Here is a 12,978-nt window from a genome sequence, read left to right on the forward strand (position 1 = left end):
CCGTGGCAAAATCGGCCCAATGCGGATCGGGATGCTGGGGCCCTTCGAGGTGCACACGGACGACGGCGGGCTCGCCGACGTGCCGGGCGCACGGCTACGCGGGCTGTTGATCGCCCTCGCGCTCGAGCCGGGCCGGGTGGTCCCGAAAGCGTCGCTCGTGGACTGGATCTGGGGCGAGCAGCCCCCGGCCGACGCGACGAACGCCTTGCAGCGCTTGGTTTCCCGGCTGCGGAAGGTGCTACCGGACGGCGTCGTCGAGGGACAGACCGACGGCTACCGGCTGAAGGTGGCGCCCGAAGACGTCGACGCCGTGCGCTTCGAGCGGCTCATCGAGCAGGCTCGCGGCGACGAGGAGCCGCGGCGGCTGCGCGAGGCGCTCGGACTCTGGCGCGGGGCGGCCATGCAGGACGTCGGCCTGCAGGACAGCGGCGCGTTCGACGCCGCCGTCACCCGGCTCGAAGGGCTTCGCCTGACGGCGTTGGAGGACCGGTTCGACGCGGAACTCGACCTCGGGCACGGCGCGAACCTGGTCACCGAGCTGACCGATCTGGTGGCCGCGCACCCGCTGCGCGAGCGGCTCGTCGCCGCGCTGCTGCGGGCCCTCGCGGCGACCGGCCGCGACACCGAGGCGCTGCTCGTCTACCAGCGCACGAGGGAAGCACTGGCCGACGCGCTCGGCGTCGACCCCTCGCCGGAGCTGTCCGCGGTGCACGTCCAACTGCTGCGAGGCGAGCTGGGACGACGCGAGGAGAACCGCAAGACCAACGTGCGCGCCGAGCTGACCAGCTTCGTCGGCAAGGAAGACGACGTCGCCAAGGTCCGCGAACTCGTCGCCGAGCACCGGCTCACCACCCTGATCGGGCCCGGCGGTTCGGGAAAGACCAGGCTGGCCACGGAAACCGCGCGTACCGTGCTCGGCGACCTGCCGGACGGGGCGTGGCTGGTCGAGCTCGCGGCCATCGGCCCCAACGATGACGTCGCTCAGGCGACGCTCGCGGCGCTCGGCCTCCGCGATGCGCTGCTCGGCGACTCTTCGAACGCCGAACCCGCCGAACGGGTCGTCGCCGCGATCCGCGACCGGGAAGTCCTGCTGATCCTGGACAACTGCGAGCACGTGATCGAGGCGGCCGCGGCCTTCGCCCATCGGGTGCTCGGGGAATGCCGCCGTCTCCGGATACTGGCGACGAGCCGGGAGCCGCTCGGCATCACCGGCGAGACGTTGTGGCATGTCGTGCCGCTGGCCGTCCCGGACCGGCACGCCGCCCCCGGCGAGATCGAAGCCTCGCCCGCCGTCCGGTTGCTGCGGGACCGGGCGAGCGCGGTGCGCAAGGATTTCGTGGCCGACAAGACCACTCTCGCCACGATGGCGCGCGTGTGCCGGATCCTGGACGGGATGCCGCTGGCGATCGAACTGGCCGCGGCCAGGCTGCGCACGATGTCCGTCGAGCAGCTCGCGAACCGGCTCGACGATCGGTTCCGCCTGCTCACCGGCGGCAGCCGGACCGCGCTGCCCCGGCACCGGACGTTGCGCGCCATGGTCGACTGGAGCTGGGAGCTGCTGTCCGACGCCGAACGGACGGTCCTGTGCCGTCTCTCGGTGTTCTCGGGCGGGGCGAGCCTGGAAGCGGCCGAGCGGGTCTGCGTCAGCGAGGCCGTCGAGGAGTACGAGGTCCTCGAACTGCTCACCGCGCTGACCGAGAAATCGCTGCTGGTCTCCGCGGGCGACGAGGCTCCGCGCTACCGGATGCTCGGCACGATCAAGGAGTACGCCGCGCGACGGCTCGCCGAGGCGGACGGAACGCTGCTGGCGCGCCACGCGCATCTCGCGTATTTCACCGGCCTCGCCGAGACCGCGGAGCCGATGCTCCGCCAGGCCGAGCAGCTGGAATGGCTCGCCAAGCTCAACGCCGAGCACGACAACATCACCGCCGCGATGCGCGGCGCCCTCACGGCGGGCGAAGCGCCGGAAGCGATGCGGCTCGCGGCGGCCTGTGGCTGGTACTGGTGGCTCAGCGGGCATCGCACGGAAGGCATGGAGCTGGTCAGCGCGGCCGTCAAAACGCCGGGCGAGGTGCCGGAAGAGATCGCGGCCGTCGTGTACGGGCTCGTCTCGCTCTTCGTGAGTTCCGGTTTCGCCGACGAGCACACCGCGGCGAAGTGGATCCACGAGTCGTACCGGCTGGGCACGCGCACCGAGAAGAAGCATCCGCTGCTGGGCCTCGTCGTCCCGCTGGAACGCATGCTGGCCGGGGACGAGGCGCTGTCCGCGTGGGAACCGGTGCTGTCGGACGAAAACCCTTGGGTCCGCGCGCTGGGCAGGCTGCACCTCGGCAAGATGCGGGCCTCGCTCGGCCATCCCGGCCGGGAGGCGGACGAATATCTCGAGGGGGCGCTCAGCGAGTTCCGGGCCATCGGGGAACGGTTCGGGATCTCGTTCGCCCTGACCGAACTGGCGGACCGGCTCGCCACGCGCGGCGAGTTCGCCACCGCGTGCGAGTACTACGAACAGGCGGTCACGGTGGTGACCGAGGTCGGTTCCGTCGAGGACCTGATCCGGCTGCGGTCGCGACAGGCACAGCTGTTCTGGCTGATGGGCGACGAGGAGGCCAGCGCCGCCGCCGCGGCCGATGCGGAACGGCGCGCCGAGCGGGTCACCTGGCCGGGCGCCCTGGGCATGTTCGCCCTCTCGCAGGCTGAACTCCTCCACTGGCGTGGCGAAACCGAGGAAGCGGCGAAGCAGCTCGACTTCGCGACGACCGTGATGGGCGACGAAGCGGGATTGGGACACGTCCGTGCCATCACCCACGACCTTCGCGCCTACTTCACCGACGATCTCGGCCGGTCCCGTGAACACCGGGAATCGGCCTATCAGGCGGCACGTGAAGTGCAGTACCAGCCCTTGATCGCCCACGTGCTCGTCGGGATCGCGGATCTGGCCCTGCGCCAAGACGATGCCGAGCAGGCCGCGCGGCTGCTCGGGGCGGCCGACGAACTGCGCGGGCTGCCGGACCGGTCCCGGCCGGACGTGACCCGCATCGAGGAGACAGTGCTGCGCCGCCTCGGCGAAGCGAAGTTCGCGGAGGCGGCGCGAGAAGGCGCTGCGGCGGACTGGAAACAGCTGGCCGAGGTCACGCTCGCTTCTTGAACGTCGAGGACGCCCACAGGTATCCGGCGAGCGCGATCCCGGCGCACCAGCCGAGGGCCGGGAGCACGTCGCCCGCGGCGGGTGCCCCGTTGAGAAGCCCGCGCAGGGTCTCGATGATCGGCGTGAAGGGCTGGTACTGGGCGAACTCTCGGAGCCCCGGTCCCATCTTCTCGGCGGGCACGATCGCGCTGCTGAAGAACGGCAGCATGACCAGCGGCACCGAGGCCATCCCCGCGGTTTCCGGGGATTTCGCCGCCAGTCCCAGCGCGACCGTGAGCCAGGCCGCCGCGAAACCGAGCAGGACGACGATGCCGACCACGCCGAGCCAGTCGAGGAAACCGGCCGCCGGCGAGAAGCCGAGCAGGAAGGCCACCCCGGTGAGCGCCGCGATGGCGACCAGGTTGGTCAGCACGCTGGCGATGACGTGCCCGGTAAGCACGGCGCCGCGGGAGACGTCCATGACCTTGAACCGGTTGATGATGCCCTTGGTCATGTCGGAGTTCACCGCGGTCGCGGTGGCCCCGAGGCCGTAGCAGACGGCCAGCAGCATCAAACCCGGTGTCGCGTAGTCGATGTAGTCGACGCCGACGCTGAACGCGTCCCCGAAGACGTAGACGAACATCAGCATCATCACCACCGGCATCAGGATCGCGTTGAACACCGAGGTCGGGTTGCGGACGAGGTGCTTGAAGTTACGGCGCAACATCACCGTCGAGGGGGAGTTCATCGGGCTGCCTCCGTGTCGTGGCCGGTCAGGGCGAGGAAAACGTCATCGAGATCAGGGGTGTGGACGGAGAACTCCTCGGCGGCGATCGAGTACTCGTCGAGCCGGTCGAGCAGCGAGCGCAGGGATTTCGTCCCGGCGTCGCTGGGGATCCGCAGGTCGAGTTCCTCGTCGTCGCGGGTGGCTCCGGGGAAGATCCGGGCCGCCGCGTCGAGTTCGGCGACGGTGGTGAAGTGGAGCCGGACGTGCGTGCCGGGCATCCGGCGCTTGAGCTCGGCGGGCGTGCCCTGTGCGACCAGGCGGCCCTGGTCGAGGACCGCGATCCGGTCGGCGAGCTGGTCGGCTTCCTCGAGGTACTGGGTGGTGAGGAAGACGGTCACGCCGCCCGCCACCAGCTCGCGGATGATCGACCACATCGTGCGACGGCTGCGCGGGTCCAGGCCCGTGGTGGGCTCGTCGAGGAAGATGATCCGCGGATCGCCGACGAGCGTCATCGCCAGATCCAGCTTCCGGCGCATACCGCCGGAGTAGGTCGACGCCGGCTTGCGCGCCGATTCCACCAGGTCGAAGCGTTCCAGCAGCTCGGACACGACGTTCTTGCCCGCTTTCCCGCGGCTCAGGTCCACCATCAGCTGGAGGTTTTCCTGGCCGGTCAGCAGCTCGTCGACCGCCGCGAACTGGCCGGTGACGCCGATCGCGGCACGCACCGCCTTGGCCTCGGTCACCAGGTCGTGGCCCGCGACCTTCGCGGTGCCGCCGTCGGCCTTCATCAGGGTGGTCAGCAGGTTCACCGTCGTGGTCTTCCCCGCCCCGTTCGGGCCGAGCAGGGAGAAGATGGTGCCCGCCTGGACTTCGAGGTCTATGCCGTCGAGCACGACCTTGTCGCCGAAGGTCTTGCGCAGTCCGGAGACCGCGATCGCTGTGTCGTTCATGGGCACCACTTTGGAAGGCCGCGCTGACACGGCCCCGCCACGGCGCTGACACGGGTGGTGTCAGCGCCGTGTCAGCCGGATGTCAGGCCTCGCGGGGAGAGTGGCCGTCACAACCACCACGAAAGGCGAAGCGATGACTCAGACGGTTCCCGTCCCGCAGGGCCTCCCGATGGAGCGCGACGCGGGGCCCTTCGACCCGCCCCGCGAGATCACCCGGCTGCGTGAGGCCCGCCCGGTGAGTCCCATGGTCTTCCCCGACGGTCACGAGGGCTGGCTCGTCACCGGCTACGACGAGGTCCGGCAGATGATGGCCGACACCCGCTTCAGCTCGCGCCAGGACATCGGCATCCTGCACGTGCCGTACGAGACGGGGATGCCCGCCCCGACCGAACCGTCGCCGCCGATGCCGGGCATGTTCGTCGCGATGGACCCGCCGGACCACGGCCGGCTGCGGAAGCGGCTGACCGGCGCCTTCACCGTGAAGCGGATGAAGCAGCTCGAAGAGCACATAGTCGAGATCACTGAACGGCAGCTGGACGCGATGGCGAACCTGACTCCGCCGATCGACCTGGTCAAGGAGTTCGCGCTGCCGGTGCCGTCGCTGGTGATCTGCGAGCTGCTCGGCGTCCCCTACGCGGACCGCGAGAGCTTCCAGGCCAACTCCGCGCAGCTCATGGTCAGGGACCAGACGCTGGAGGAGAAGATGGCCGCGTTCATCGGGATGAACACCTTCCTCACCGAACTGGTCACCCGCAAACGCGAGACGCCCGGCGACGACATCCTGTCCGACCTCGGCCGCCACGAAGACCTCACCATCGAGGAGCTGGCGGGCGCCGCGTTCCTGCTGCTGCTCGCCGGACACGAGACCACCGCGAACATGCTGGCGCTAGGCACCTTCGCGCTCCTGGAGCACCCTGAGCAGCTGGCCGAACTGCGGGCCGACGCGGAGTTGCTCCCCGGCGCCGTCGAAGAACTGCTTCGCTACCTGTCCGTCGCCGACATCTTCTTCCGCTACGCCACGGAGGATCTGGAGCTCGGCGGCGAAACGATCCCCGCGGGGTCGACGGTCATCATCTCGCTGCTGGCCGCCAACCGTGATCCGCGGCGGTTCGAAAACCCCGACGCCTTGGACCTGCACCGCAACGCCCGCGGTCTGTTGTCGTTCGGGCACGGCATCCACCAGTGCCTCGGACAGCAGCTGGCGCGGATCGAGATGCGCGCGGGTTTCGAGGGACTGCTGCGCCGTTTCCCGACGCTCGCGCTCGCCGTGCCCGCCGAGGAGGTCAAACTCAAGACCGACATGAACATCTATGGCGTCCACGAGCTTCCGGTCACCTGGACTGCATAGGCCACTGTCGCGCTCGCTCGCCCAAGTACGTGAAGGCCCCCTTCACTCGGCTAAGCCGAGGGAAGGAGGCCTTCACGCGCGGTCGCGGTGACTTGCCGGGACTGGTGGTGTTGCAGAGCCGCGGGTGGCGATCGTGATGTCCGTGAAGGCTTCCTTCGCTACCTTCAAGGTAGGCAAGGAGCCCTTCACGGAACACGCGATCAACCGCGGTTGTCTAAGTACCCGTATTCATTCCCTTCCCCCGATTGTCACCGTTCACAATCCGCCCCGCCGCGAGACCCGCGCCGCCGTCACCCGGCCGGCGCTGGCCGGATCAGCCCACGGAGCAAGAACTGCGCGAGCTGCTGCGGGTGGAACTCGCCGAGGTCCTCGGCCACCACGATCCGGGCACGATCCCCGTGGACAAGCAGTTCACCGAACTCGGGCTCGATTCCCTGGCCGTCATCGACCTGCGGACGCGGCTCCGGGAGTTGACCGGCGTCGAACTCCCCGCCTGTTCGACCATCCGACCGTCACGGAGCTCACCGGGCACCTGCGCGAATGGTCGCGTTGAGCGCGGAGAGCAACTCGACGAGCAGCGACGCGGTGAAGTCGTCGGTCAGCGTGCCTTCATTGTCGAAGCGCTCGTGACTGCGGAACACGGTCACTTCGGGTTTGACGACGACATCGGAGCCGATCGAAGCGAGGATCTGCCGCAACGACTGCTGGGCGCGAACCGAACCGAAGGCGCCCGGCGAGGCACCGGCGATCGCGATCGGTTTACCGGGGAGCGGCGACTCGGCGATCGGCGTGCTCGCCCAGTCGATGGCGTTCTTCAGCGCCGCGGGCAGGGACGCGTTGTGCTCGGGCGTCGCGATCAGGAGGCCGTCCGCCTCGGCGACGCGGCGCCGGAGATCCGCCACCGGTTCCGGTGGGGAGGCGGTGTCGAGGTCCTGGCGGTAGAGCGGCAGTTCGCCGAGTCCCGGGTACAGTTCGATGTCCATCCCACCGGGGTTCACCTTCCTGGCCGCGTGCAGCAGGGCGGTGTTGTGCGAGCCGTCGCGCAGACTGCCGGAAATCGCGAGGATCTTCAGTTCGGTCATGTCGGTTCCTCCGTCAGTTCTTGGGCCGGGCGAGGGTCTGGCTGAGCGTCAACGCGGTGAGCGCGACGGCGAATCCGGTGAGCTGCCAGCCGGTGAGGGTCTGGCCCAGCACCAGGAATCCCGCGGCGGTGGCGACCAGGGGATTCGTCAGCGTCAGCAGGGAGACCGACGCCGGGGCGAGCCGGTCGATGCCGCGGAACCACAGCGGATAGGCCAGCGCGGTGGTGACGATGCCGATGTAGCCGTAACCGATCAGGTTCGCCGTCGTCAGCGAGCTCGGAAGCCCTTCGAACAGGAGCGTCGCCGGGGCGAGGACGATGCCGCCGAGGGTCAGCTGCCAGCCGGTCATCGCCAGCGGATGCCCAGGGCGGCCCCATTTCTTGGTCAGAATCAGGGAAACGGCCATGAGTCCGACGGCGGTGAGCATGGCGGCGAGCCCGAGCGGGTCGAGCCGGGCTTCCGACGAAAGGGTCAGCAGCGCGACCCCACCGGCGCCGGCGATCGCGGCGAGCAGGATCGGCGCCGGGGTCCGGACGCGGAGCATCGGGAGCGCGAGCAGCGCCACGAGCAGGGGTTGCAGGGCGCCGAGGGTCGCGGCGACCCCGCCGGGGAGGCGGTACGCGGCGAAGAAGATCAACGGCAGGAAGGCGCCGAAGTTGAGCATCCCGAGCACCGTCGTCTTCCACCACCACGACCCGTGCGGGAGCCGCCGGGTCAGTGCCAGCAGGAGCAGCCCGGCCGGGAGCGCCCGCAACGCGGCGGCCAATAGCGGCCGGTCCGGGGGCAACAGGGTCGCGGTGACGACGTAGACGGTGCCCCAGCTGGCCGGGGCCAGCGCGGCGAGCCCGGCGTCACGCAGCGTCGGTTTCGCGGCCGCCGGTTCCGCCGGGACGACGGGCCGCTCGGCGATGATCGCCATGATGTCTCCTCACTGATAATCTCAACGTTGAGATAACACCAGCGACTTCTGTCAATGTCAAGTCTCTTAATGTTGAGACGATTGGAGGACGTCATGGCCGACGCGGTGGACGCGGTGATCGCGCTTTGGCGACACGAGCGGCCGGACCTCGAAGACAAGCTCTGGCCCGCCGAGGTGATCGGGCGCGTTCAGCGGCTTTCGCGGATCCTCGACCGGAAGCTCAAGGAGTTCAACGCCAAGCACGACCTGGAGTCGTGGGAGTTCGACGTGCTCACCACGCTCCGCCGCTCCGGGGAAGCCGACGGCCTGACGCCCGGCGCGCTGCTCAAGGCCGCGATGGTCACGTCCGGGGCGATCACGAACCGCATCGACCGTATGGAGACCAAGGGCCTGGTCGAGCGGGTACGCGACCGCGACGACCGGCGCTCGGTCAAGATCCGGCTGACCGGCAAGGGACGTCAGGTCGTGGACGAGGTCTTCGTCCTCCACCTGGAGAACGAAGCCGACCTCCTGCCCGACCTGAAACCGGCGCAGTGGGCCGAACTGATCGGCGGCCTGCGGCTGCTGCTCGAACACTTCGGCGACACGTCACTGGAGTGACCCCGGCGCGGCGGCCGCTCAGTGTGGATCGGACAGGATCCCGTTCACGTAGGTCCCCGGACGCGTCGCGGCATCCTGGCGCAGCACGGGAAGATCCGGCGGCCAGTTCGCGGTGAGCGGCTGGGTCTGCCCCGGCGGGATGGTCGTCACCCGCGTCGGCGTCCACGTGGCCGAGTCGTCGGTGGGCTTCAGGATCGTGATGGTCGCGGTCGCGGTGGATCCCGCCGGAACATCGTTGTACTTCACGCCGTTGTCGATCCGGGGCAGGTGGTAGACCGGGCCGTTCGGGTCCTCGGGACCGTTCAGGTCGACGCCGGGAACGCCGTACAGCGCGCACGTCCGCGACGAAGTGTTCTTGTAGGTCAACGGCACGTCGACCTGCCCCGGCGAATTCGAGCTCGGCTTGGGCGAACCGAGCGCGAGCGAAAGATCCGTGGTGGCACAACGGGGATTGCCGCCCGAGCCGGCCTGTTTCCCGGTGGTGGCGGTCGGCGCGGCGGAGGTCTCGACACCGCCACCACCGACGGGCGCGGAGGTTCGCGGGGCGGCGGCGGGGGCCCCTGGGTTGCTGCAGGCGACGACGGCGAGCACACCGGCGCAGGCCGCGATTCCCTTCGCGAGCCGTGCGATGTTCGGTCGGATCTTGCGGTGGCTCATCATCTTCTCCCCGGTCGTCCCCGCGGTGGATCACTCACCGGGCAAGATGCCCGACAGGGCGGGAAAGATGCGTCACGATGACACTGCTCTCACAAAAGCAACCTCAGCGTCCGTCACGCATCTTTCCCTTTGGGACAAGGGGTTCTGCCCGTTCGGGTCAAATCCAGCCGAGCGGGGTGACCTCGGCCGCCGACGTCCACGGCCCGCGTCCGCCCGCCTCGGTGAGGGCACGGAACCGTACATAACGCGCCCGGGTGGGCCAGAACCGCAGGGTCTTACGGGCGGCGTCGTCCGCGAAAGTACCCGCGGCGACGGGACTTCCCCAGGCCGAGCCGTCCGTGCTCAGGTGGACTTCGTAGCCACCGACGCGCCCGTGGTCGGAGCCGTCCTGACGCGGCAAGTAGGCCAAGCCCGTGACCGTGCGGGCGGCACCCAGATCGAGCTGCAGTTCGTGCGGCAGCGGGTCTTCCCCGCCGGACCACTTGGTGTGCCAATGAGTGGCGGGATTCCCGTCGACGGCGTTCGCGGCGGCGCCGTTCTCCCCCACCGTCTCCTGGCTGTCGGCCGAACGGACCGTGGCCGTGAGCGGCCCGGAGCCCATCACGGGGTCGCTGATGGTTTCGACGCCCGTCTCGACGTGCCCCGCGAAGCGGCGAAGGAAGCCGTCCGGTCCCTGAACGGTCAGGTCGTACCAGCCACCCATGCCGCCTTCGGTGCTGAACCAGTCCTCGACCGTCGCGCCCTGGGCGACCGTGTACGTCCACGGTCCACCGCCCCGGTTGCCGGTCCGCACGGTCAGCTCGCAAGCGGCGCCGGCGTTGGTCATCTTCAGGTACACGACGCCGGAACCGGGCCGCAGCACGACTTCCGGATTCGGTTTGCCGCCGGTGGTCGCGGTGATCCGGTTGCCCGCGAACCGGCGCAGGAAACCGTTGGGGCCGTGCGTGGTGAGGTCGTACGCGCCGTCCGGCGAACCGGCCTGCCAATAATCGGAAAGCGTCGCGCTCCCGCCTACGGTGTAGCGCCACGGCCCGTCGGTCCGGTACGCGTTGGCGTACACGTAAAAGTGCGCGCCCGCCGTTCCGGTGTTGGCGAAGTCGATCCAGAATCGTTCGGCGGTCACCCGTCCCGAAGCCGTCAGCTGATACGGCAAGGGACGCGCGGTCCGCACGCCGGTCTCCGCGACGGGAAGCTTCTGCACGGACGGCGGCTGCGGCTGGGTGTTCCACGGTCCACTCGTCGGCACCGGTTTGGTCAGCGCCGGATAGGTCGCGCTCGGCGACGTCGTGTCCAGCGCCGAAGTCAGGTCACCGCAGACGGTGCGCCGCCACGGCGAGATGTTCGGCTCGGCGACGCCGCTCCATTGTTCGAGGAAGCGCAAGACGGAAGTGTGGTCGAAGACCTCCGAACACACCTTCCCGCCTCGGCTCCACGGCGAGATCACGAACATGGGCACCCGTATGCCCAGCCCGATCGGCTCACCGGAGACGAATTCGTCGGTCGTGGCGACGGAACTCTTGCCCTCGTCGTCGGAAGCCGGCGGCGCGGGCGGCGGCATGTGATCGAAGAAGCCGCCGTCCTCGTCGTAGGTCAGCAGGAACAAGGTCTTGTTCCACACCTCGGGTTTGGACGCGATCGTGTCGAGGATCGACTTCACCAGATCGGCCCCGGTGTTCGGGCCCCACGCGGGATGCTCGGTCTGGGATTCCGGTGCGACGATCCACGACACCGACGGCAACCTGCCCGCGTCGACATCGCCTTTGAAGGCACTCAACAATTGCTTCGGCGCGACCCGGGCCAGCCCGCGGTCGTACATCGCGCGTTCGGACGCGGTCAGGGTCGCCACACCGGCCGCCAATCCGTCGAGCAGCCGGGTGCGCTCGGCGGCCGAAGCCGAATCGAGGGCGTAGTAGAAGTACTCCAGCTTCGGAAAGGCTTTGCCCGCGGAGTCCTTCACCTTCGACAGCGCCTTGGTGCCCACGGCGAGGAAACTGCTGAAATAGTCCAGCGAGTTGTCGCCGTAATTGTCCCATTCCTGATAGACGCGCCAGCTACGGCCGGCGGCCTGCAGACGCTCGGCGTAGGTCTTCCAGGTGTAGCCGGTGTGCCCGGGGTTCTGCCAGGCGGCGTTGCCGATCGCCCGGGTCGTCCCGTCCGGCTCGTAGCCGAGTTTGCCGGTGAACAGGTACATCCGATTCGGGTTCGTGGGCCCCATTTCCGAGCAGTGGTAGGCATCGCAGACGGTGAACGCGTCGGCCAGTTCGTGGTAGAACCGCAGCGCGGAACGGGTGTGATAGGTCAGCGACCGGACCCCCTTGGCCGCGCGCCACGCGTCGTGACGGCCCTTGTTCCACGCCCGGTGCCCGCCCGACCAGCTGTGGTCGACGTCGGCCATGAACTGATCGTCGATCGCGTACGGGAGCAGGGTGCCCGTGCCGTCGGGTTGCTGGAAGACCGACGCTCCCGACGGTAGTTTGATCGCGGCCGGATCGTTGAAACCCCGGACGCCGCGCAACGTCCCGAGATAATGGTCGAACGACCGGTTCTCCTGCATGAACACCACGACGTGCTCGATGACGTCGAGCCCGCCAGTCGGCGCTTCGGCGGCGAGTGCCTGCCGGACGCTCGCCGGGAGCAAGGTGAAGGCGGAAGCCGCACCAGCGGCCTTCAGCAGGGTACGACGGCGCACGAAGCCCTCCAGGAATTGCGTTGAACCCGTTCGATCATGTTCGAAACTGCACCTTTGACGCGGCTATCGAGCAGATAGAAACATAGGTGCCTGATCGGTTCAAGGGTTCGGCCCCGGGGCTGCATGATCGGAGCAAGATGACGCGACTTTCGGATGGTCACGACCTCGTGAGTGTTCTGTACCTCCTTGTCCCAAGTCCGTGAAGGCGTGACTCGCGTGATCAGGGACGTGACTCGCGTGATTGGAGGCCGCACTCGGGTGTTCCGCCTTCAATCACGTGAGTTCCGGCTTCAATCACGCGAGTGCGGTCTCGCGAGGGGAACCGCGGTGGGGGCCGCCCCCCTTGAGCGTCCCCCACCGCGGTTCATCCGGCCGGGAACCGGCCGGACGTCATCTCCTGTCGTCGTCAGGCCGCCCGGACAAGGCCGCCAAGGAGAGCACCATGACGACCGGCCAGATCACGGCCACCAACGCGGCGCCGCCGAAGGTGATCGCCGTGACCGAGACCGCCGTCGCGATCAGCCCACCGACGGGTGACACGTAACAAAGGCCCAACGGCCCCAAGAAGAGCGCCCACAGCAACGCGGCCTTCGCCGATTTGGCGGGCGGACGGGGCACCGGATACCGCCCCGGCCCGACGACCTCGTGGTCGTCACCCTGATACCACCCGCCGGACATCAGCGGCGGATGCGGCGCGAAGAACGCCGGTCTTCGGCCGAACGCCTTGGGCGTCCGCGGGTTCTGCCCCACCGGCAGATGGCGGTGATCCTTCGGCCGTCCCATGACACTTTCCGCACTGTGCATGACACCCTCCCCCGTCGCCGGCCCGAGGCCTGGTGAAGTCACCCCGTGCCTGGCACAATTACCGGTCGCGGTTCGAAA

The 12,978-nt window shown here is 68.8% G+C and carries 10 protein-coding genes; 3 read left to right on the forward strand and 7 right to left on the reverse strand.

The window, feature by feature from the left end:
* Positions 1 to 19 precede the first annotated feature (19 nt).
* Positions 20 to 3,145 carry a BTAD domain-containing putative transcriptional regulator gene (locus ACSMFO_RS15975; RefSeq protein WP_436459228.1) on the forward strand — a complete coding sequence of 1,042 codons (3,126 nt, stop codon included), beginning with the start codon at positions 20 to 22 and terminating at the stop codon, positions 3,143 to 3,145.
* Here ACSMFO_RS15975 and ACSMFO_RS15980 read toward each other — a convergent pair.
* Entirely contained in the window at positions 3,129 to 3,872 is a 744-nt protein-coding gene (locus ACSMFO_RS15980; RefSeq protein ID WP_038518361.1) for an ABC transporter permease, read from the reverse strand. The genes ACSMFO_RS15975 and ACSMFO_RS15980 overlap by 17 nt on opposite strands.
* Entirely contained in the window at positions 3,869 to 4,801 is a 933-nt protein-coding gene (locus tag ACSMFO_RS15985; RefSeq protein WP_125735644.1) for an ATP-binding cassette domain-containing protein, read from the reverse strand. The genes ACSMFO_RS15980 and ACSMFO_RS15985 overlap by 4 nt, the downstream gene beginning before the upstream one ends.
* Before the next feature lie 133 nt (positions 4,802 to 4,934).
* Between ACSMFO_RS15985 and ACSMFO_RS15990 the strand changes: the two genes are divergently transcribed.
* Complete coding sequence (locus ACSMFO_RS15990; RefSeq protein ID WP_436459231.1) at positions 4,935 to 6,149, forward strand: cytochrome P450; 1,215 nt, start codon at positions 4,935 to 4,937, stop codon at positions 6,147 to 6,149.
* 521 nt (positions 6,150 to 6,670) lie between these two features.
* Here ACSMFO_RS15990 and ACSMFO_RS15995 read toward each other — a convergent pair.
* Entirely contained in the window at positions 6,671 to 7,231 is a 561-nt protein-coding gene (locus ACSMFO_RS15995) for an NADPH-dependent FMN reductase (RefSeq protein WP_436459233.1), read from the reverse strand.
* Between the two features lie 13 nt (positions 7,232 to 7,244).
* A complete protein-coding gene (locus tag ACSMFO_RS16000) occupies positions 7,245 to 8,150 on the reverse strand; it encodes an EamA family transporter (protein ID WP_360127359.1) in 906 nt (301 codons plus the stop codon).
* A 93-nt stretch (positions 8,151 to 8,243) separates the two neighbouring features.
* Between ACSMFO_RS16000 and ACSMFO_RS16005 the strand changes: the two genes are divergently transcribed.
* The gene (locus ACSMFO_RS16005; RefSeq protein WP_436459235.1) at positions 8,244 to 8,750 is read left to right on the forward strand and encodes a MarR family winged helix-turn-helix transcriptional regulator; all 507 of its coding nucleotides are present in this window, start codon (positions 8,244 to 8,246) and stop codon (positions 8,748 to 8,750) included.
* Between the two features lie 18 nt (positions 8,751 to 8,768).
* Here ACSMFO_RS16005 and ACSMFO_RS16010 read toward each other — a convergent pair whose 3' ends face one another.
* The 3 genes from ACSMFO_RS16010 to ACSMFO_RS16020 all read right to left on the reverse strand — a co-directional run bounded on the left by ACSMFO_RS16010 (position 8,769) and on the right by ACSMFO_RS16020 (position 12,900).
* Positions 8,769 to 9,407 (reverse strand): DUF4232 domain-containing protein, encoded by a 639-nt coding sequence (locus ACSMFO_RS16010; RefSeq protein ID WP_436459236.1) that lies wholly within the window; start codon positions 9,405 to 9,407, stop codon positions 8,769 to 8,771.
* Positions 9,408 to 9,564: 157 nt separating this feature from the next.
* Entirely contained in the window at positions 9,565 to 12,096 is a 2,532-nt protein-coding gene (locus ACSMFO_RS16015; RefSeq protein WP_436459238.1) for a phosphocholine-specific phospholipase C, read from the reverse strand.
* 390 nt (positions 12,097 to 12,486) lie between these two features.
* Positions 12,487 to 12,900 (reverse strand): hypothetical protein, encoded by a 414-nt coding sequence (locus ACSMFO_RS16020; RefSeq protein ID WP_073847875.1) that lies wholly within the window; start codon positions 12,898 to 12,900, stop codon positions 12,487 to 12,489.
* Positions 12,901 to 12,978: the final 78 nt, after the last annotated feature.

Source organism: Amycolatopsis sp. w19 (genome assembly GCF_051373225.1).
GTDB lineage: Bacteria > Actinomycetota > Actinomycetes > Mycobacteriales > Pseudonocardiaceae > Amycolatopsis > Amycolatopsis japonica.

Coding starts and splice junctions, on each gene's coding strand:
- ACSMFO_RS15975 (WP_436459228.1), top strand. CDS start 20: ATGCGGATCGGGATGCTGGGGCCCTTCGAGGTGCACACGGACGACGGC.
- ACSMFO_RS16005 (WP_436459235.1), top strand. CDS start 8,244: ATGGCCGACGCGGTGGACGCGGTGATCGCGCTTTGGCGACACGAGCGG.
- ACSMFO_RS16000 (WP_360127359.1), bottom strand. CDS start 8,150: ATGGCGATCATCGCCGAGCGGCCCGTCGTCCCGGCGGAACCGGCGGCC.
- ACSMFO_RS16020 (WP_073847875.1), bottom strand. CDS start 12,900: ATGCACAGTGCGGAAAGTGTCATGGGACGGCCGAAGGATCACCGCCAT.
- ACSMFO_RS15985 (WP_125735644.1), bottom strand. CDS start 4,801: ATGAACGACACAGCGATCGCGGTCTCCGGACTGCGCAAGACCTTCGGC.
- ACSMFO_RS16010 (WP_436459236.1), bottom strand. CDS start 9,407: ATGAGCCACCGCAAGATCCGACCGAACATCGCACGGCTCGCGAAGGGA.
- ACSMFO_RS15990 (WP_436459231.1), top strand. CDS start 4,935: ATGACTCAGACGGTTCCCGTCCCGCAGGGCCTCCCGATGGAGCGCGAC.
- ACSMFO_RS15980 (WP_038518361.1), bottom strand. CDS start 3,872: ATGAACTCCCCCTCGACGGTGATGTTGCGCCGTAACTTCAAGCACCTC.
- ACSMFO_RS15995 (WP_436459233.1), bottom strand. CDS start 7,231: ATGACCGAACTGAAGATCCTCGCGATTTCCGGCAGTCTGCGCGACGGC.